The sequence below is a fragment of the Dechloromonas sp. A34 genome (assembly GCF_026261605.1).
Taxonomy (GTDB): Bacteria; Pseudomonadota; Gammaproteobacteria; order Burkholderiales; family Rhodocyclaceae; genus Azonexus.
On the sequence record NZ_CP102486.1, the window covers coordinates 1,839,040 to 1,858,238 of the forward strand.

21 protein-coding genes are annotated in these 19,199 nt (G+C 61.6%); 10 read left to right on the forward strand and 11 right to left on the reverse strand.

The window, feature by feature from the left end:
* Positions 1 to 4: 4 nt before the first annotated feature.
* The 5 genes from NQE15_RS09245 to NQE15_RS09265 form a co-directional block, all read right to left on the reverse strand.
* Entirely contained in the window at positions 5 to 637 is a 633-nt protein-coding gene (locus tag NQE15_RS09245; protein ID WP_265948900.1) for a response regulator transcription factor, read from the reverse strand.
* On the reverse strand, positions 621 to 980 hold the full coding sequence (locus NQE15_RS09250; RefSeq protein ID WP_323054987.1) for a sensor histidine kinase: 360 nt from the start codon (positions 978 to 980) through the stop codon (positions 621 to 623). The genes NQE15_RS09245 and NQE15_RS09250 overlap by 17 nt, the downstream gene beginning before the upstream one ends.
* Positions 929 to 2,332, reverse strand: a complete 1,404-nt coding sequence (locus NQE15_RS09255) for a sensor histidine kinase (RefSeq protein WP_265948902.1) — start codon at positions 2,330 to 2,332, stop codon at positions 929 to 931. Before NQE15_RS09255 ends, NQE15_RS09250 begins: the two co-directional genes overlap by 52 nt.
* A gap of 182 nt (positions 2,333 to 2,514) precedes the next feature.
* Positions 2,515 to 3,144 carry an SAM-dependent methyltransferase gene (locus NQE15_RS09260; RefSeq protein WP_265948905.1) on the reverse strand — a complete coding sequence of 210 codons (630 nt, stop codon included), beginning with the start codon at positions 3,142 to 3,144 and terminating at the stop codon, positions 2,515 to 2,517.
* The gene (locus NQE15_RS09265) at positions 3,098 to 3,418 is read right to left on the reverse strand and encodes a hypothetical protein (protein WP_265948908.1); all 321 of its coding nucleotides are present in this window, start codon (positions 3,416 to 3,418) and stop codon (positions 3,098 to 3,100) included. Before NQE15_RS09265 ends, NQE15_RS09260 begins: the two co-directional genes overlap by 47 nt.
* A 73-nt stretch (positions 3,419 to 3,491) precedes the next feature.
* Here NQE15_RS09265 and NQE15_RS09270 point away from each other — a divergent pair, with 73 nt between their 5' ends.
* A complete protein-coding gene (locus tag NQE15_RS09270; protein ID WP_265948916.1) occupies positions 3,492 to 4,784 on the forward strand; it encodes a cation:proton antiporter in 1,293 nt (430 codons plus the stop codon).
* Between the two features lie 16 nt (positions 4,785 to 4,800).
* Here NQE15_RS09270 and NQE15_RS09275 read toward each other — a convergent pair whose 3' ends face one another.
* Together NQE15_RS09275 and NQE15_RS09280 are read right to left on the reverse strand one after the other, a co-directional pair.
* Positions 4,801 to 5,202 (reverse strand): DUF5329 domain-containing protein, encoded by a 402-nt coding sequence (locus tag NQE15_RS09275; RefSeq protein WP_265948925.1) that lies wholly within the window; start codon positions 5,200 to 5,202, stop codon positions 4,801 to 4,803.
* Positions 5,203 to 5,304: 102 nt separating this feature from the next.
* A complete protein-coding gene (locus tag NQE15_RS09280) occupies positions 5,305 to 5,634 on the reverse strand; it encodes a hypothetical protein (protein WP_265948930.1) in 330 nt (109 codons plus the stop codon).
* A gap of 204 nt (positions 5,635 to 5,838) precedes the next feature.
* Here NQE15_RS09280 and nosP point away from each other — a divergent pair, with 204 nt between their 5' ends.
* From nosP to NQE15_RS09295, 3 genes are read left to right on the forward strand one after another with little or no spacing between them, the layout of a single operon-like run.
* On the forward strand, positions 5,839 to 6,993 hold the full coding sequence (gene nosP, locus NQE15_RS09285; RefSeq protein ID WP_265948932.1) for a nitric oxide-sensing protein NosP: 1,155 nt from the start codon (positions 5,839 to 5,841) through the stop codon (positions 6,991 to 6,993).
* Positions 6,986 to 8,134: a sensor histidine kinase gene (locus tag NQE15_RS09290; RefSeq protein ID WP_265948935.1), complete on the forward strand. Its 1,149-nt coding sequence runs from the start codon at positions 6,986 to 6,988 to the stop codon at positions 8,132 to 8,134. The genes nosP and NQE15_RS09290 overlap by 8 nt, the downstream gene beginning before the upstream one ends.
* Positions 8,124 to 10,355 carry a putative bifunctional diguanylate cyclase/phosphodiesterase gene (locus NQE15_RS09295; protein WP_265948938.1) on the forward strand — a complete coding sequence of 744 codons (2,232 nt, stop codon included), beginning with the start codon at positions 8,124 to 8,126 and terminating at the stop codon, positions 10,353 to 10,355. The genes NQE15_RS09290 and NQE15_RS09295 overlap by 11 nt, the downstream gene beginning before the upstream one ends.
* Positions 10,356 to 10,506: 151 nt before the next feature.
* Here the strand turns inward: NQE15_RS09295 and NQE15_RS09300 are convergent, their stop codons facing one another.
* The 4 genes from NQE15_RS09300 to NQE15_RS09315 all read right to left on the reverse strand — a co-directional run bounded on the left by NQE15_RS09300 (position 10,507) and on the right by NQE15_RS09315 (position 13,312).
* Positions 10,507 to 10,929 (reverse strand): hypothetical protein, encoded by a 423-nt coding sequence (locus NQE15_RS09300; RefSeq protein WP_265948943.1) that lies wholly within the window; start codon positions 10,927 to 10,929, stop codon positions 10,507 to 10,509.
* A 470-nt stretch (positions 10,930 to 11,399) separates the two neighbouring features.
* A complete protein-coding gene (locus NQE15_RS09305) occupies positions 11,400 to 11,903 on the reverse strand; it encodes a hypothetical protein (protein ID WP_265948949.1) in 504 nt (167 codons plus the stop codon).
* A gap of 6 nt (positions 11,904 to 11,909) precedes the next feature.
* On the reverse strand, positions 11,910 to 12,485 hold the full coding sequence (locus tag NQE15_RS09310; protein ID WP_265948956.1) for a hypothetical protein: 576 nt from the start codon (positions 12,483 to 12,485) through the stop codon (positions 11,910 to 11,912).
* Positions 12,486 to 12,622: 137 nt separating this feature from the next.
* Positions 12,623 to 13,312: a hypothetical protein gene (locus NQE15_RS09315; RefSeq protein WP_265948962.1), complete on the reverse strand. Its 690-nt coding sequence runs from the start codon at positions 13,310 to 13,312 to the stop codon at positions 12,623 to 12,625.
* Between the two features lie 343 nt (positions 13,313 to 13,655).
* Here NQE15_RS09315 and pqqE point away from each other — a divergent pair, with 343 nt between their 5' ends.
* The 6 genes from pqqE to NQE15_RS09340 all read left to right on the forward strand — a co-directional run bounded on the left by pqqE (position 13,656) and on the right by NQE15_RS09340 (position 19,124).
* Complete coding sequence (gene pqqE, locus NQE15_RS09320; RefSeq protein ID WP_265948967.1) at positions 13,656 to 14,798, forward strand: pyrroloquinoline quinone biosynthesis protein PqqE; 1,143 nt, start codon at positions 13,656 to 13,658, stop codon at positions 14,796 to 14,798.
* Between the two features lie 10 nt (positions 14,799 to 14,808).
* Complete coding sequence (gene pqqB, locus NQE15_RS09325; RefSeq protein WP_265948969.1) at positions 14,809 to 15,735, forward strand: pyrroloquinoline quinone biosynthesis protein PqqB; 927 nt, start codon at positions 14,809 to 14,811, stop codon at positions 15,733 to 15,735.
* A gap of 2 nt (positions 15,736 to 15,737) precedes the next feature.
* Positions 15,738 to 16,481, forward strand: coding sequence for a pyrroloquinoline-quinone synthase PqqC (gene pqqC, locus NQE15_RS09330; protein ID WP_416336535.1), 744 nt, complete (start codon positions 15,738 to 15,740; stop codon positions 16,479 to 16,481).
* A 108-nt stretch (positions 16,482 to 16,589) separates the two neighbouring features.
* A complete protein-coding gene (pqqA, locus tag NQE15_RS24035; protein WP_084019755.1) occupies positions 16,590 to 16,664 on the forward strand; it encodes a pyrroloquinoline quinone precursor peptide PqqA in 75 nt (24 codons plus the stop codon).
* A gap of 50 nt (positions 16,665 to 16,714) precedes the next feature.
* Positions 16,715 to 16,978 carry a pyrroloquinoline quinone biosynthesis peptide chaperone PqqD gene (gene pqqD, locus NQE15_RS09335; RefSeq protein WP_265948978.1) on the forward strand — a complete coding sequence of 88 codons (264 nt, stop codon included), beginning with the start codon at positions 16,715 to 16,717 and terminating at the stop codon, positions 16,976 to 16,978.
* A 25-nt stretch (positions 16,979 to 17,003) separates the two neighbouring features.
* Positions 17,004 to 19,124, forward strand: coding sequence for a TonB-dependent receptor family protein (locus NQE15_RS09340; protein WP_265948984.1), 2,121 nt, complete (start codon positions 17,004 to 17,006; stop codon positions 19,122 to 19,124).
* Positions 19,125 to 19,199 lie beyond the last annotated feature (75 nt).

Genomic DNA, 19,199 nt, shown 5'->3' on the forward strand with positions numbered 1-19,199 from the left:
GCCGCTAGTCCAGTGCCGCCGGATCGGCCCGCAGCATCAGGCGGGCCAGTTCGGCGGCCGAGGAGATGCCGGCTTTTTCCATGATGTGCTGACGGTGGATGTGTACCGTCTTCTCGCTGATGCCGAGCGCCGCCGCGATCAGCTTGTTGGGCTGGCCGAGCGCGATCAGCCGGGCGGCTTCCTTTTCCCTGGGTGACAGCGCGGTGAGCAGGGCGAGGGCGGCATCGCGCCGCTGCGTTTCTTCGAGCGCCTCGGCGCTGCGCCGGATGGCCGCAGACACGGCGTCAAGCAGCATCTGATCCTTAAATGGCTTTTCGATAAAGTCGCTGGCTCCGGATTTCATTGCCTGGACCGCCATCGAGACATCGGCGTGGCCGGTCATGAACAGGATCGGCATGAGTACGCCGCGTTCGCGCAGCACCTGCTGCAATTCCAGGCCGCTCATCGCCGGCATGCGGATGTCGAGCAGCAGGCAAGAAGGCCGGGTCGGCACCGCGGCGACCTCGAGGAATTCCTCGGCCGAGGCGTAGAGCTGGACCTTCCAGCCGACCGAGTCGAGCAGGAAGCGCAGCGAGCGGCGCAGGGCAGCATCGTCGTCAACGACATGGACCAGGCATTCTTCAGGTGGATGGTTCATGGCAGGGGAGGGAGAAAGAAAAGCGCATGCCCGGGCCGTCGCGGTTGGGCTCTGCCCAGAGCCGGCCGCCGTGGGCTTCGATGATGGTCTTGCAGATCGGCAGGCCGAGGCCCAGGCCGTCGGGCTTGGTGGTGAAGAAGGGTTCGAACAGATGCGTCAGTTGGGTAGCGTCGAGGCCGCTGCCGCGGTCGATGACGTGAAGGTGAACCCGGTTTTCGGCCGCCTCGACGACGATCCTGATGCTTTGGCGCTCGGGAGGCAGGTTGCGGCCGGCATCGATGGCATTCTTGATCAGGTTGAGCAGGACCTGCTGGATCTGCGGGCATCGGCCAGTACCGCGCAGTGGGCGGACAGCCGGTTGTCGATAAGCACCTCCGGCGGGTGGGCCAGCATGCCAACGATCAGATGCCGGGCCTCTTCGGCAATCGCCGGCAGATCGACCGGATTGCGCACGGCAGCACGCTTCTTGACGAAATGGCGGATGCGCTGGACGATTCCGCCGGCCCGTTCGGCCTCGCTGACGATCTCGCTGCAGGCTTCGCTGATCGCCTCCGGGGTCAGTCGGTCGCTGTCCTGGCGACGCAGCACGCTACGCGCGTAGTTGCCGATCGTGGTCAGTGGCTGATTCAGTTCGTGGGCCAGGTTGCCCGACAACTCGCCGAGTACCGACAGCCGCGACAGGTGTTCCATCTGTTCCTGGCTCTGGCGTATTCTCGACTCGGCCTGCTCGCGGGCATCCAGGGACTCGCGCAACTCCGCGGTCCGCCGCTGCACCAGATGCTCGACGCGCACGGTATGGATGATCCAGGCGATCAGTACCGCCAGCATGCCGAGCAGCCAGGGCCAGAAGCGTCGCGCCAGCCCTTCCGGCGTGATGTCGCGCAGGTAGGCATAGGGCCCGATGCGCAATTCCCGATAAAGATCGTGCACCGGCTGATAGTCGGCCGGCACCGTCCAGTTCAGGCTGTCGTCGGCGTCGGTCATCGCGAGCAGGGCGCGGGCGACCTGCTTGGCGAGCACCGGGTCGGTCTGCCGGGTAACGGCGATCGGCCAGTTCGGATAGAGCGGGGTGGACAGGGCGCAGGGCAGGGCTTTGTCCGGGAGTGCCGAAAGGACGCGGAAATCGCTCAGCCGGAGTTCGCCCCGGGCCGCCATCTGTTCGGCCAGGCAGGCGCGGACGATGCCGGCATCGACTTCCCCTTTTTGCACTGCTTCGACGATGCGCGTCATCGGCAGGCCGATGAAACGGAGTTCCTCGAGATCGGCTTCCGGTTCGACCCCGCGACGCAGCATCTCCCGTGCCGCCAGCAGGTAGCCACCGAAGGCCTCCGGGGCGACCGCGGCCACCCGTTTGCCGGCGAGGTCTGAGAGTTCGTTGAGGTCGCTGCGGTCGGCGCGGGCCAGGACCACCGAACCCAGCGCCTTGAGCGCCGGCGTGCCCGGCGACTCCAGGGTGGCGATTCGACTGAGACCGAACTCCGCCTCCATGGCGATGTAATAGCCCGGGTTGGTGATCACCAGATCGATGCGATGGCCGGCGATGGCTTTGCGCAGGCCTTCGGCGTCGTGGTTCTCGAGGCGGAAATGGTGTTCGGGCAGCGCCTTGTTAAGGTAGCGGACCAGCGGTGTCCAGTCGGAAATTGCGGCGCGCTCGCCCTGGTAGGCAAAGACGCCGATCGCCACGTCGTTCGCCATGGCATCCCCGGCCCACGGGACAAACAGCGGGGCCAGGCCGACAAGCAGTCTGAGGGGCAGGCGTCTGCGAACGGCGACGTAATTCATCCGCAGAGTATACCGATGCACCCCCCGCTTCATTCACCTGGTTTGGCGTGCTAATGCCCGGCGGAGGCGGCGCGGGCCGCCATCCGCCGGATAGGTTACCCGGGCTTGCGGGCGATCAGGCCGATCAGGGCGGAACGCCCCTGGTGGGCGTTGCCCTCGGCAATATCTTCTTCGTAGGTGACGAGTTCCTCGATCTGCCAGTCGGTAAACTCGGTGCGGAGAATTTCCTCGGTGTACAGATTCTCTACCGCGGACGGGCCACCGGTGCCGTAGTCGAGCTGTTTCGGCGTGTAGCCCTGAAGCAGGATGCGTCCGCCCGGGGCGGTGACTTTCTTCATCACTTCGAACTGCCGCGAGCGCCATTCCGGGGCCACGAACTGGATGAAGATGCCGAATACCCAGTCGAAGGCGTCGTGCAGTTCGGGTGCGGGCCAGCCCGGCGCCAGCATGTCGGCCTGGATGAAGTTGACCTCGACCTTGCGTCCGGTAGCCAGGCGGCGGGCCTTTTCCAGGGCGATGGCGGAGATTTCGATTGCCGTTACTTCCAGGCCTTGTTCGGCCAGCCAGACCGAGTTTCTGCCCTCGCCGTCGGCAACGGAAAGGGCTGTTCGTCCGGTCTGCAGAAGTTCCTGGCGATGTGCGAGAAACCGGTTCGGTTCCGTTCCAAACAGATAGCCGTCACCCGCATCCCGGTAACGATTGCTCCAGAAAGTTTCCTGATTCATTGGGTTTTCTTCCTCTTTTGAGGGTGTTGTTGAGCGTTCGGATGGCATGGCATTGGCTCCACGATGCTATCCACCAAATAGACATGGATACATAAGCTGCGTTCAAAAACCCGGTTTTGCGCCTGGCGCTGGGAATCGATTTGATCATCGTGAGGGCAGGCATCAATGACGCACTGCCTCCATCAACATAGTAGACCAATTGAAAAATCGCGAAGAAAGCTTGGCGTTGTGGAGCGTGGCACAGGCTGGCGTTTTCGCGAGAATCGCCGGCCATGAACGCTCGGCGCCGACGGCGACCGGCCAGGCATGGGGTACTGGCCGGCGGCCTTGTCGTTTAAACTAAGGCCATGATTTCCACCCCCCTATGGTTTTTGCTGGTCGGCGGACTGCTATTGTTCATGGCGCTGACCAACTCCCGTCTCAAGTCCTTGCCGGTCACCTCGGCCATCATCTATCTCGCCGTCGGCCTCGTGGTCGGGCCGACCGTACTCAACGTCTTCCACTTCAACCCGCTCAAGCAGTCGGCCCTGCTCGAAGTGCTGACCGAGGTCGCGGTGCTGATCTCGCTGTTCTCGGCCGGCGTCAAGATGCCCGCCCCGATCGTTTTCAAGCGCTGGCGCACGCCGGTTCTGCTCGCCACGGTGTCGATGGCGGCCAGCGTCGGATTGGTCGCCGCCTTCGCCTACTACCTGCTCGAGATGCCGCTCGGCGCCTGCGTTCTGCTCGGCGCCATCGTCGCGCCGACCGACCCGGTGCTCGCCACCGACGTCCAGATCCGCCATCCCGGCGATCAGGACGAACTGCGTTTCGCGCTGACCTGCGAAGCCGGCATGAACGACGGCAGCGCCTTTCCCTTCGTGATGCTCGGCATGGGCCTGCTCGGCCTGCATGAAATCGGCGAAACCGGTGTCCGTTGGGTCCTGGTTGATGTCCTATGGGCGACGCTGGCCGGCATTGCCGTGGGCGTGGTCAGTGGCACCCTGCTGGCGCGGCTGACCTGGAAAATCCGCGGCGAACAGAAAGGCCGCGAACTGATGGACGACTTCCTCGGCCTCGGGCTGATTGGCGTTGTCTACGGCATCTGCGTATTGATCGATGCCTGGGGTTTCCTGGCGGTCTTCTTTGCCGCCGTCGCGCTCCACCAGACGGAACTCAAGCTGGCTGGCCTGGTCAGGAAAGTCCCGGAGGCAGCGCCGGTGGTGACCCGGCCGGAAGTCCTGGCCGAGCCGCCAGCCCTGGTCAGCGAAGGCTCGCTGGTCTTCAAGGAGCACCTGGAACGCCTCTCGGAAGTGCTGCTCATCCTGCTTGTCGGCGGCATGCTGTTCGTCGACTCGTGGAGCTGGCGCGCCGTTGGCTTCGCCGCCTTCCTCTTCGTGGTCGTGCGCCCGCTTAGCGTCCTGCTCGGCATGGTCGGCAGCGGCGCCTCCTGGCGCATGCGCGGCCTGATCGGCTGGTTCGGCGTGCGCGGCATCGGCTCGCTGTACTACCTGATGTACGTCATCCAGCACGGCCTGCCCGAAGCCCTGTCGCTGCAACTGATCCAGCTGACGTTAGTGGTCGTCACGCTATCGATCCTGGCCCACGGCGCCAGCGTCAAACCGATGATGAACGTCTTCTGGCGGCGCAAGCACCGGGACTAGCCGGGCGAGCCGGGATTTACTGGCTGTTGCTGGAAGCCGCGGGCTGGGCCGAGCGGATGGTCTTCAGCATTGTCGACAGCCACTCGCTGCTGGCGACGGGATCGGCGTTGGTGCATTTGACCAGATAGGGCTTGCCGCTGAAGCTGCTGCTCGTTGCCCCCCGTTCGATGAACTGTTCGGTGCTGGCGACCGCGTTCTTTCGTTCCAGATACTCAAGCTTGCTCAGCAGGTGCGCCTTGGCTTCGCGCGCGCTGTGCCACGCACCGTTACGATTGAACTCGCAGGCGGATTTCTCGAGGATCGAGAGCAGGGCATCGATTTCGGTACGAACCGACGGTGTAACAGGGGCTGCGCTGGCCAGCGAAATGAACAGCAGCGATTGAACAGCGATCAGGAATGTGGAAATGATCAGTCGCATGGAAGGACTATCCATCGGTTTTGACGAAGAGGGGGCGGCGCCATGACGGGGGAAGCTCAGTGCTCTCGCCATGAACTGAACGGATAGGATGGCTATCACTGCCTAGTCGCCGCCCCCACCACCATCACCGCCTCCGCCGCCGCAGTCACCACCCGCGCTGCCATCACCGGTAGCGCAGTCACCGGCGGAATAGCTACCCAGCCCGGCGCCGATGCTGCAGTCGGCTGAATAGTCACCCGCGCGCCGACCCTGCCGGGACTCTCTGGAAAACTGGATGGCCAGTATCGCGCCGAGGAATGGAAGCAGCCAGATCAGGAACAGTTGCGGCCACTTCTGGCGGGCGTCATACAACGGGCTGCGATAGAGTGACAGCGTCGCATGGGCGTTCAGGGCAAACACGAGGACGAGGGCGACGAGAAGGAAAGTGCTCATGGATAAACTGGGGTAGTTATCATTTTGCAGCTTGGCTAGCCAAATCGGTCTTTGTGGCGGTGTTTTGATTGACACTCGCCTTCAGGTGACCGATTCTGAACCGAAATTGCCGGTGCTGCTCTAATCTTTGTCGTCGAAAAAACAATAGCAGCGGGCAAGGAAAGCCGAATGGGCGGACAAGACGGCTAGTCTGTGGAGACAAGGATGGGATCAAGCAAGCAAATTCGCACGGCGCAGTCATGTGCCGGCGAACCGCGTCAGGCGGTTAGTGAACTGCATGCCGGAATAGCGCAGGACGACATGGCAGTGGTGGTCTTCTTCTGTTCAAGCAGCTATGACCGCGATAGCTTGGCGGAGGAAATGAATCGTCAATTCCCTGGCGTCCAGGTCGTCGGGTGCACTACTGCCGGAGAAATCGGACCGCTCGGCTACCGCGAGCAGGGGCTGGTTGGCGCCAGTTTTCCGGCCGCGACGTGCTCCGCGGTCAGCGGCTACATCGACCATCTGCAACAGTTCGAGATCAAACGGGGCATGCTCCTCGCCCACGCGCTGCTCGGGCAGCTGGAGAGCACGGCGCCGGCGGCCTGTCCCGACAACACGTTTGCCTTCCTGTTGATCGATGGCTTGTCCCAACGCGAAGAGCCGGTGGCCCACGCCTTGCAGAATGCGCTGGGCGACATCAGCCTGTTCGGCGGCTCGGCCGGCGACGATCTTCGCCTGGAAAGCACCTGGGTGTTCCATGACGGAGCTTTTCATAGCGACAGCGCGGTATTGCTGCTGATCAGCACCGAACTGCCATTCCGGATCTTCAAGACCCAGCATTTCGTCAGTGAAAGCGAACGCCTGGTGGTGACGGCCGCCGATGCCAGCCGGCGCCTGGTCAAGGAAATAAATTGCCTGCCGGCCGCCGACGAGTACGCGCGGATTGTCGGGACGACGGCGGGCTTGCTCGACCCGACGCGCTTTGCCGCCCGGCCGGTTGTGGTGGCGATCGATGGCACCGATTACGTGCGCTCGATCCAGAAAGCCAATGCCGACGGCAGCCTGACCTTCTACTGCGCCATCGAGGAGGGACTGGTCCTGCGGGTGGTGCGCGGCGTCGACCTGCTCGGGAATCTGGAGGAGACCTTTGCCACGTTGCGCGCCGAGATCGGCCCGCTGCAATTCGTCTTCGCCTGCGATTGCATCCTGCGCAATCTGGAAGTCACGCAGGCCGGCGTCAAGCAGGCGGTGGGGCGAATCTTTCGCGACAACAATGCCATCGGTTTCAGCACCTATGGCGAGCAGTTCCACGGCGTACATGTCAATCAGACTCTGAGCGGCATCGCCATCGCCCATGTCGAGACCAGCGATGCCTGAGGAAACCTGCCTATCGCCGGCTCCCGCCGAGGTTGAGGCGCTGCAGGCAGAAGTCGCTCGCCACAAGAAAATCATCGAGATATTGATGGACCATGCCGAGCAGCGCAGGAGCACGCGCAGCTCGGATTTCGGCCTGTTCCAGACCGCGGTGATGCTGGAAGACCAGATCCGCGAACGGACCAGGGAACTGGAAGCCGCGCTGCACGAGAACGAGAAGATCAACCGCAAGCTGCAGCACACCCAGGCCCAGATGGCGGGCGAGATCGAACAGCGCAAGCTGGCGCATGAAGCACTTGAACGCGAGAAGGAAGAACAGAAAGTACTGATCGCCAAACTGGAGCAGGCCACCAATCAGCTCGTCCAGTCGGAAAAGCTGGCCTCGCTGGGCAGCCTGGTGGCGGGCGTGGCGCACGAGCTGAACACGCCGCTCGGCAATTCCCTGATGGTGGCCTCGGCCATGGCTGGCCGGATCGACGAGTTCGCCCAACTGCTGGCCGAGGGGACGCTACGCAAGCAGGCGCTGCTCGATTTCGTCGAGTACTGTCGTAACGCCGCCACCCTGCTGCAAAGAAATTCGCAGCGGGCAGCCGGTCTGATCGGCAACTTCAAGGCGGTTGCCGTCGATCAGACCAGCATGCGCCGCCGCCGTTTCGATCTGCGCCAGGCCATCGACGAGGTGTTATCCACCCTGCAACCGAAACTCAAGTACACCGGACATCGCCTGGAAATCGATGTGCCAGCCGGTATCGTCCTTGACAGCTATCCGGGGCCGATCGAGCAGATCATCACCAACCTGCTCGCCAATTCCTTGCAGCACGGATTTGAAGGCATCGCCGCCGGCACCATCCGGATCGGAGCGGAAGCGGTCGCCGACGGGCAGGTCACCCTGCGCTATGCCGACGATGGCATCGGGATCGGTGCCGCCGACGCCAGGAAGGTCTTCGACCCATTTTTCACCACCAAGCTGGGCAGCGGCGGCAGTGGACTGGGGCTGTATATCGTCTATAACCTGACCACCGCCGTGCTGGGCGGCAGCATCACGCTGTCGACTGCGCCGGGCCAGGGCGTTCTGTTCGAGTTGTTGCTGCCACTGGTCGCGCCGGACAACCCGCTGGCCGAAGAGGAAAGCTATGCTGCTTGACGACGAGATCATCGACTTCGTAACCGACGAAGCGCCGCCCGCCGAACCGCCTGAAAACGACGAGGTGTGGAAACTGCTGATCGTCGATGACGACGAGGAAGTCCATGAGGCGACGCTCTTTGCCCTGCAAGGCATCCGCCTGTGCGGCCGCCGGCTGCAACTGATCCATGCGCACAGCGCCGCTGAGGCCGCCGCCATCATGGGGCACGAGGCGGAAATTGCCGTGCTCTTGCTCGATGTCGTGATGGAAAGCCCCGATGCCGGCCTGCGGCTGATCAAGCGTATCCGCCAGGACCTGCAGCGCACCGAGGTGCGCATCGTGCTGCGTACCGGCCAGCCGGGACAAGCGCCGGAACTCGAAGTGATCCGCGACTACGACATCAACGATTACAAGACCAAGGCCGAACTGACCCATACCCGGCTGATCACCACCCTGATCGCCGCCATCCGTTCCTATGAGCAATTGCAAGCCCTCAACGACAACCAGCGGGGGCTGGAAATAATCGTCAGCGGTGCCGCCGACCTGATGCAGGCGGCAACGCTGGGCGCTTTCGCCAAACAGGCCCTGGCCCAGATCACCACCTTGCTCCGCCTGCCCGGCGACGGACTGCTCTGCGCCGAGAAAGGCGGCCCGCTGGCGGCCGCCGCCTCGGAGGAGGTCTATATCGTCGCCGCCACCGGCAACCTGGCCACCTACAGCGGACGGCGACTCGATCAGTTGGGCGAACCGGAGATCGCCGCCACCCTCAAGGAATGCATCAATCGCCAACGTCATTCCTTCGGCCATCACCATATCGCGCTCTACCTGCGCGAACGCAACCAGGAGGCCATCCTCTTCGTGCGCAGCAACAAGGTACTGACGACGGTCGAGCGCCAACTGGCCGAGGTTTTTGCCGCCAATGTCGCCACCTGCTTCGGCAACGTTAGGTTGGTCGAACGTCTCAACTTCATCGCCTACCACGATCCCCTGACCGGCCTGGCCAACCGCGCCCGCTTTCTCTCCGATCTCGGCACCGCCGGGGTGCTGGCCAAGCCCGGCCAGGTGGTCTGCCTGCTCGACGTCATCCATTTCACCGACATCAACAATGCCCTCGGCCAAGAAGTTGGCGACCGGCTGTTGATCGCTATCGCCCGCCGCCTGAGCTACGCCTGCCGCGACTGCCGCTTGGCCCATATCGGTGCCGACCGCTTCGGCCTGCTCGGCGACGAGGCACAACTGGCACCGGAACGCATGCTGGCCTTGATGGCCGAACCCTTCGCGGCCGGCGAACATCAGCTCCAGGTCGACGTCAATCTCGGCTATTGCCGGATCACCGGCGGCGAGGCCGGCGGCACCCTGTTCAAGCACGCCGACATGGCACTGACCCAGGCCCGCCTCAGCCCGAATGTGCGACATATTCATTTCGCCCCGGACATGGAAGCCCAGACGCACTGGCGCCTCGATGTGATCCGCCGCCTGCGCCACGACTTCCAGGCCGGCCAACTGGAGGTCTGGTACCAGCCGCAAGTCTCGCTGGCCGATGGGAGCCTGGTCGGCCTCGAGGCGCTGGCTCGCTGGCCGGGCGATGGAGCCTTCGTTCACCCGCCCGCGGTCTTCATCAAGCTCGCCGAGGATGCCGGGCTGATCGTCGATATCGGTGCCTGGGTCCTCGAGCGCAGTTGCGACACCTATCGTAGTTTGCTCGATGCCGGCCATGCGCCGCACCATATTGCCGTCAACGTCAGCATGCCGCAGTTTCGCCAGCCCGACTTTCCGGCACGGGTGATGGCTACCCTGGCTGCGCACGGCATGCTGGCCACGGCCCTGGAACTGGAAATTACCGAAAGCCTGCTGCTCGACGAGCCCGCTGTCGTCCTCCTCAATCTGGAAACGTTGCGCCAGGCCGGCGTGCTGATCAGCATCGACGACTTCGGTACGGGTTACTCCTCGCTCAGCTATCTGCGCCAACTGCCGATCGACTGCCTGAAGATCGACCGCTCCTTCGTTGTTGAAATCGATAACGGCAAGGGGGATCTGTTCGCCCAAACCATCGTTGAACTGGCCCAAAAACTGGGCATCGAGACAGTTGCCGAAGGCGTCGAAACGCAGGCCCAAGTCGATCGGCTACGCGAACTCGGCTGTGACACCGTGCAGGGCTTCCTCTATGCCTATCCGATGCCGGCCGGCGAACTGGCGCAATGGTGTGCCGGCCGAGGCGTTCCCGGCAGCATGCTCAATTGAGAAAACGGCACTCGCCAGATCGGTAACTGGCAGGGGCAGAACGATGGCGCTGCCGCTACGGAAACCTCAGGGTTTGTCTCTTATTGTCTTGTCCTTGCAACGGCCAAACCTATCACCCGTCGATCAGGACAAACCGCATTCTTGGTTTCCGCTATTGCTCCACAAACATCAACTGATCGCGTCGACGATCCGGATTCACCCGGCGATCGGCATTAAGTCTTCGTTCCGCCTGCCCGATGCGCGGGCCGCTATTCACATCTCGCCGATCGATTCGGCGGCGACCGTGGTAATTGCGTTGCTCCGGGTAATGATCAGGGAAAAGTTGCGTTTCGGATACACATTCGGAGGCCTTGGCATTCCTTATGGCTTTCCCAAACTGGTCCAACGCGTATTCGGCGATGGCGGCGGCTCTCCCTTCCCCACCTTTCAGATATGAGATCGTGGTCAGTGCCTCGAGCAAAATCCTTAGACCTTTGTTGTCGGGGGGCGCTGGTTCGGTCATTTTTTTCCTCGCTTCCCACTCACTGGAGTCATCGGCATCAAATCCGCGTGTGCCTGCAACAAAGAGGTTCATGCAAACCGTCGTCGCCGGCATGACTACGAACCGGGTTCGCTTGATCGCATTTTTCTCCGCAATAACCGACAGCTTGCGATGCCCTCAATTGCCGATCAAGTTGCGCCCGAAGCCGGTTCTAAACATAGAGCAAACAGGATGCCCGCGCCCGCAAAGCCACTTGGATCAAGAATCGGCGGTTCTGGCAAATCCATCTATGTAAATGTTTTCGACATCTTTTTGGGGCAGATGCGAGCGGGTCTGACAGAGCTGGTCCCGTTAGAAACCGTGGACCGACCATGCTTTCCCGTCATTCTATTCACCCAGCAACACGCCAGACTCCAGCTCCTACCCGGTACGTCTGTGTCAATCACCGCCCCAAACTCCGTCGCGAAGCGTTTGTCACCCAGCACAAAATTGCCATTGTTGGTCCGATGGGCGCTGAGACGAGAAACGTACTCATGCAGGCGCCTGATCTGAATTTTGGTGATTTAAGCGACCACAGGCTTGCCGGTCCATGTGCTGAGTTTGGCAGCAACGATTGAGGCATTGATCTGGCTGTTTGTATGGCCCACGTGGATGGATTTCATTATGCCAAGCGACAAAACAACCGAATACCGCCCCATGCCCGCATCATCCGTTGAGTTCAATTGCTGGTGAATCAGGATGTGGCGGACCTGGTCATAAGGCGCAATTTTCGAATGAAGGCCGGAGATAGTACGATGTCCACGATCCAGAATTAACACCCTGTCGCTTCCGCGAACTGTGAGTTCATTTTCGGACTCGTGGATGATTTCAATTTCGTCCACTCCGGAATCAGGCTCTGAGTGATTGCCGACTAGCGATGTGAGTCCTTCGAGCCCGTGGCGCCCAAAACGGAAAAATCCATACGCAAGCAGCAAGCATATGATTGAACTGATTTTTGAATAAATGCCAATGACGATCGCAAGCGCAATCAAGAATCCGGTAGCCAAGTAACTGAGCGCTCTGGGCATCTAAGCTTATTTGCTCACAGGCACGAACAATCCGCCAAGCTCTTCTGCCGCCGTTGGACTTACCCACTGAATGGTGTTCCACATGAGCGGATTACGGTCCCGGTCGCGGTTATAGAGTAGGTTTCCATGTGCCAGCCGCCATCCGACAAGGCGAATGCCGTCGAGGGGAAGGTCCTGCCCTCCCGTCGGCGCACCATGATCCTTGATCAGTTGCCTTGCCATCTGACCATGAGACCACCAGGGAACGTCGATTTTTATGTTTGAGAGATGCCCGTCGAGAAAAAAGAAAGCGACCCGCAGCGCCCGAACCCCGGCGTAAGAACCAATGTTTGAGTAACAAACATGATTGCCCAATGAAAGCGCAGAGGAATTGTCTTCGCATGACAAAGGGACATCCGGCAGGCGGCGAATAACTTCCGCCTTCGTCATTTTTTCCGAGAAATCTTCCAAACGAACCACCATATCTGGGCCGCGTCGGTAGAGAAGCGGATTGATGTTGTCTTCGAAGAGAGTCCAGTTAAATGCGAGAAAAACTGAGATGCCGAGTAATGCGGCAAGGGCGACGGTTTTTAGTATTTTCATAATTGGATGCTGGATCAAATTACGGGAAATTGAGATTGGCTACGATTATTTCCATTGTCATTCTTGGCTTCTTAAAAAACTGTGGTTTGTCCCCTATTATTTTCGGGTTTTCATGTCCAACGGGCTAGGTGCTGCTGTCATCTTGCGAGCGCTATCAAGCCCGCAGCTATTGCTGCAACAGCTCCACTTCCCAATATTGGGACGATTACATACCGAAACCACCATTTTGCGCCGGTGTTATCGTCGGCTCGGATAGGTTTGCTCTCTTTCGATAGTGGTTGTTTGTAGATGTCCTCCAAACACTTCCTATAGGTAGCGAGTATTTGACTTACGGCCTTTCTATACGTAGATAGGTAGTCCGTGTCCGGAACGACTGAAATCGAGCAAGTGACGAATAGACCAGGCTCGGATTGGTCGATGTTGGATTGAGTCGCGCCGTCGACAAGATGAAGCAAGGCATCGCGGTAGCGTTCGGCAAAATTGTGGAGATTGATTGGAAGGTGCCAATCGACATAGTCGAAGCAAAGAACAATGATGAGTTCTGATTGGTCATTGGCCTTCTTTATTTCGGCAAAGTTAACATGACGAAACTCTGACTTTGGATATTGGATGTTTATTGAGATGCCGTTTGGCAGATCAGAAGGGCAAATATTCCTGAAGTCGTGAACGAACAGGTGCTGTGTAATGTGATCTCGTTCATTTGATGTTCCATCGGCGTGATAGCGATATTTCCCATCAAATGGCGGGTCTGAGAAGTGGCAAGACACAATCCTTTCCCCAACCCGAAACGTTGTGTTGTCTATGAGCTCGAAAACTGGATTGGACATGGCAGAGCAGTACCTAGAAGTTGACAGAATTTACGCTGCCAGGATGCCGTATAACTTGGCAAACGCACGTCCCAAAACGCTTTTCCCGTTACTGGCACGCGGCTATATCGATCCACAAATCCTGTCAGCGTTGCGGTTGCCCTCAGAATGGCTCGGCAGAGCATACGTACCGAGCCAGAATATGTCGAGTAGGTGAGTCTTGGGGGGCTGTCCACCGCGACAACGCCGTGCAGCCTTAGTCCCTCCTGAAAATCGCTAGCCCCCTTTCCCGATTTCCCCGGCGCGGCATTTCCCGCCTCGGCCAACAATGCTTCATCGCATCGTTGCCGGTGAAAGGAATGCCATGTCCCACGAACAAAATACGCCCAGCCTGTCCGGGCAGGGCAAGCCGCTGTGGGTGTCGGCGGAGCTGACTTACCGTTGCCCGCTGAAGTGTTCGTGGTGCAGCAACCCGCTGGATTTCGACGATTACGCGGCGCGCGAGTTGTCGACCGAGGAGTGGAAGCAGGCGCTCAAGGAGGCGCGTGATCTGGGGGCGCTGCAACTCGGTTTCACCGGCGGCGAGCCGCTGCTGCGCGACGATCTCGAAGAGTTGGTCGCTTACGCCGACAGCATCGGCTTCTACACCAACCTGATCACCTCGGCCATCGGCTTGACCGAGGAACGGTTGATTGCCTTGAAGGCCGCCGGCCTGAAGCAGGTGCAGTTGTCCATGCAGGCCATGCAGCCGGCCTTGACCGATACGCTGGTCGGTGCCAGGGCGCATGCCGTCAAGCTGGACGCGGCGCGGATGATCAAGGCGCATGGTTTCCCGATGGTGCTTAACGTGCCGCTGTTCCGCCAGAACCTCGGCGAGATCGATGCGCTGCTGGCCTGGGCCGACGAGCTGGGCATCGAGTATGTCGAGCTGGCCAACATCCAGTATTACAACTGGGCGCTGATGAATCGCGACGAGTTGATGCCGACCCTGACCGAGCTGCGCGCCGCCGAGGCGGTGGTCCAGCGCTGGCGCGAGAAGCAGGGCGACAAGATGCGCATCTATTTCGTCATTCCCGATTACTACGAGGGGCGCCCCAAGGCATGCATGAATGGTTGGGGGGCTATCCACCTGACGCTGGCGCCGGACGGCGTGGCGCTGCCCTGCCTGGAGGCGCGGGTGATTCCGGGTCTCGATTTCATCTCGGTACGCGACCAGCCACTGGCCTGGATCTGGGAGGAGTCGCCACTGTTCCGCAAGTATCGCGGTCTCGAGTGGCTGCCCGAGCCGTGCAATTCCTGCGGCGACAAGGACAAGGATTTCGGCGGCTGCCGCTGCCAGGCCTTGCTGCTGACCGGCGACGCCGGGGCGACCGATCCGGCGTGCAGCCGTTCGCCGCACCATCATCTGGTCCAGGAAGCGGTGGCTCATGCCGGCAAGCCACTGCGTTTCCATAAACCGCTGGTCAAGCGCTGGGCGGGGGCGGTGTCCACTGCCTTCATGGGCTGAGGAGGGCGCCATGCAGATACTTGTCCTCGGATCTGCCGCCGGCGGCGGCTTCCCGCAATGGAACTGCAATTGCCGTAACTGTGCCGGCATGCGCGATGGCAGCGTGCGGACCATTCCCCGCACGCAGTCTTCCATTGCGGTCAGTGCCAACGGCGTCGACTGGGTGCTGTTCAACGCCTCGCCCGACATCCTGACGCAGATTCGCGCCAACCCGGCTCTGCAGCCGGGGCGCGGGCTGCGCGATACGGGCATCGTCGGCGTCGTGCTGATCGATGCCCAGATTGACCACACCACCGGCCTCTTCATGCTGCGCGAGGGCAAGCCGCTCGACATCTGGTGCACGCCGCAGGTCCATGAAGACCTGACCACCGGCAACCCGGTTTTCAATGTGTTGTCCCACTTCTGCACCGTGCAATGGCAGCCGGTGCAGGCATCGTCCCCGTCGCCCTTCTCCATTCCCGGGGCGGCGGGGCTCAGGTTCACGCCGGTGCCGCTCTCCAGCAAGGCACCGCCGTATTCGCCGCACCGCCACGACCCGCACCCCGGCGACAACATCGGCGTCCTGATCGAAGACATCGCGAGCGGCCGCCAGGTCTTCTACGCGCCCGGTTTCGGCGCCATGGAGCCGCATCTAGACGAGTATCTGGGCTGCGCTGACTGCGTGTTGCTCGACGGCACGTTCTGGACCGACGACGAGATGATCCGCCTCGGCCTTTCGCAAAAGACCGCCCGCGACATTGGCCACCTGCCGCAGTCGGGGACGGACGGCATGATCGCCTTGCTCGGCCGCTACAAGAAGCCGCGCAAGGTGCTGATCCACATCAATAACACCAACCCCATCCTCGACGAGGACTCGCCGGAACGTGCCGAACTGACGCGCGCCGGCATCGAACTGGCCTATGACGGGATGCTGATCGACACCGGAGACAACACATGAAAATGGACGAACTGAAGGCGTGGACGCCTGAAGAATTCGAAGCGAAGCTGCGCGCCAAGAGCGTCAGCTACCACATCCATCATCCCTTCCAGGTCATGATGCACGAGGGCAAATGTAGCCGCGAGCAACTGCAGGCCTGGGTGGCCAACCGCTATTACTACCAGGTCAGCATCCCGGTCAAGGACGCGGCGATCATGTCCAATTGCCCGGACCGTGAGGTGCGCCGCCACTGGGTGCAGCGCATTCTTGACCACGACGGCTACGGTGGCGAGGCCGGCGGCATCGAGGCCTGGATTCGTCTTGGCGAGGCGGTCGGCCTGACCCGCGAGCAGATCGTTTCGCAAGAACTGGTGTTGCCCGGCGTGCGTTTCGCCGTCGACGCTTACGTCAATTTCGCCCGCCGCAGCCCGTGGCAGGAAGCGGCGGCCTCGTCGCTGACCGAGTTGTTCGCGCCGACCATCCACAAATCGCGCCTCGAGCACTGGCCGAACCACTACCCGTGGATCGAGCCGGAAGGCTACGACTATTTCCAGCGCCGCCTGACCGAGGCGCCGCGCGATGTGATCAACGGCCTGCGCGTCACGCTCGGCCACTTCACGACCCGCGAGCAGCAGGAGCGGGTACTGGAAATCCTCCAGTTCAAGCTCGACCTCTTGTGGTCTATGCTGGATTCGATGTTGCTCGCCTACTGCCCGGTACACATTGAAGGCTGGGGCGCCTATACGCCGATGGCTCGGGTCTCATGATTTTCATGAGGCCTATTTGGCGAAAGGCCGGGCGCCTGAACTAAGCGGCTTGCCAATAATCAGTCACAGGAGCGGCAAGGTGTCGCTCCACCATAAAGGAGACACCCGATGAACTGGCAAACCCCGGCTTACTGCGAAATTCGCCTCGGCTTCGAAGTCACCGCCTACGTCTACGTGCGTTGAGCGGCCAGCGGGCGGCGGCTTCGGCTGCCGCCCCTTCCCGAGAACCCGCCATGAACCGCCCGCAACTTAACCCGCACTATGTCTTCCGCTGGGAAGCCAGCCAGGATGCGCACATCCTGCTCTACCCGGAAGGCCTGATCAAACTCAACCCGGCAGCTGCCGAAATCCTCAAGCGCTGCGACGGCCAGCGTAGCGCCGACGACATCGTCGCCGATCTCGACGCTGCCTTTCCCGGCCAGCGCGAGGCCATCGCCCGCGACGCCGAGGCCTTCCTCGACATGGCCCGCGACAAGGGCTGGCTGAGCCCGGCCTGATGCCACACTCACTTTTCGGAAAATCATGAAACACCATCCCAAGCGCCTCGTCGTCCTCCTGGCTGCCGCCTTTCCCTGCTTCGTCGTCGCCCAGACCGCGCTGACGCTCGATTCCGTGGTCGTCACCGGCAGCCGTACCGAACACAGCTCCTTCGATCTGCCGGCGGCAGTCGACGTCGTCGATGCCGCCCGCATCGGCGCCGACCAGGCCAAGGTCAATGCCTCGGAGGCGCTGGCCGCTGTGCCGGGGATCTCGGTGCAGAACCGTCAGAATTACGCTCAGGACCTGCAGATTTCCTCGCGCGGCTTCGGCGCCCGTTCGGCCTTCGGGGTGCGCGGCATTCGTCTGATCAGCGACGGCATTCCGGCCTCGATGCCGGATGGTCAGGGTCAGGTCGCCACTTTCAATCTCGACCGTGCCGAGCGCATCGAGGTCATGCGCGGCCCGATGTCTTCGGTCTATGGCAACCATGCCGGGGGCGTCATTCAAATGTTTACGGCCGATGGCAAAGGCCGGCCGACGGTCGAAGGCAATTTCCTGGCCGGCAGCTATGGCATGTGGAAAGCCGGCGCCATGGCCCAGGGTGCGGTTGGTGGTCTCGGCTACGTGGTCGATGCCTCGCGGTTTTCCAGCGACGGCTATCGCGAGCACAGCCAGGTCGAGCGCGACCAGACCTTCGCCAAGCTGACCTGGGCGCCCGATGCCGACAGCCGCCTGATGTTCGTCGCCAACGGTTTCTCGCAGAAGGCCGACGATCCGCTGGGCCTGAGCTGGGATCGCTTCCGCAACGACCCGCGCAGCGTCGACCCGGTTGCCGAGCAGTTCAATACCCGCAAGACCATCGACCACACCCAGGGCGGTGTCAGTTACGAGCGCCGTTTCGGCGAGCACAGCGTGCAGTTGTCGGCTTACACCGGACAGCGTTCGGTGATCCAGTACCAGTCGATTCCCCGTTTCGTGCAGTTGGTCACACCGGCGACTCCGGCTAACGATCCAAAGCGCAAACATTCGGGTGGCGTCATCGATTTCGATCGCGCCTTCTCTGGCATTTCCGGGCGCTGGATCGGCCGCTACGCGCTGGCTGGCGGCAAGCTGACCACCACCCTCGGGATGGACTATGAGCAATCCACAGATGAGCGGCGCGGCTACGAAAACTATACCAGTGCGACAACGCTGGGCGTTAAGGGCGCGTTGCGCCGCAACGAGGAAGATAAGGTCGCCAGCTTCGACCAGTACGCCCAGGCCGAATGGCAGGGCGAGCGCTGGGGCTTCACCGGCGGCCTGCGCCATAGCCGGGTCGCCTTCAAGGTCGACGACAACTACATTGCGACCGGCAACGGCGACGACAGCGGCAATGTCAGTTACGAAAAGACGACCCCGATGCTGGCCGCCACCTACCGCCTGACGCCGGCGGTTAATCTCTATGCCAGCGCGGCGCGCGGCTTCGAGACGCCGACCCTGAACGAACTGTTCTATTCCGGCCCGGGCGGCACCTTCAGCTTCGATTTGAAACCGGCGACCAGCACGCATCTGGAAACCGGGCTCAAGGCCTTCATTGGCAAGGACAGCCGTCTCGACGTGGCGATCTTCCAGGTGAAGACTGATGACGAACTGGTGGTCAGTTCCGCCAGCGGCGGCCGCACCAGCTACCGCAACGCCGGGCAGACGACGCGGCGTGGCCTGGAGGTGGCGGTGGACAGCCGCTGGCCGGCTAATCTCACCAGCCGGGTCGCCTACACCGGGCTTGATGCGCGCTATGACGAGGCGTTCGCCAGCGGGGCGACGACGGTCGATGCCGGCAAGCGCCTGCCCGGCATCGCCGCACATACGCTGTTCGGCGAGCTGGCCTGGCGGCACCCGGCGACCGGCTTCCATGCTGCGGTCGAGACCATCGCCCGCAGCAACGTCCAGGTCGAGGATACCAACACCCAGCGGGCGGCACCGTTCTACGCCATTGCCAATTTACGCACCGGCATCGAACGCAGTTTCGGAGCACTGACGCTGCGCGGCTTCGCCCGTCTCGACAATGTCTTCGACCGCCAGTATGTCGGTTCGGTGATCGTCGGCGACGGCAACGGCCGCTTCTACGAATCGGCCCCGGGACGCAACTGGCTGGCCGGGATCAGCGCGAAGTACGCCTTCTGAGACCTTCCTTTCGTACTATCCGAAAGCCCGGTTCGCCGGGCTTTTTTTCGTCGACTGTTCGTTTTTTGCTGTTGT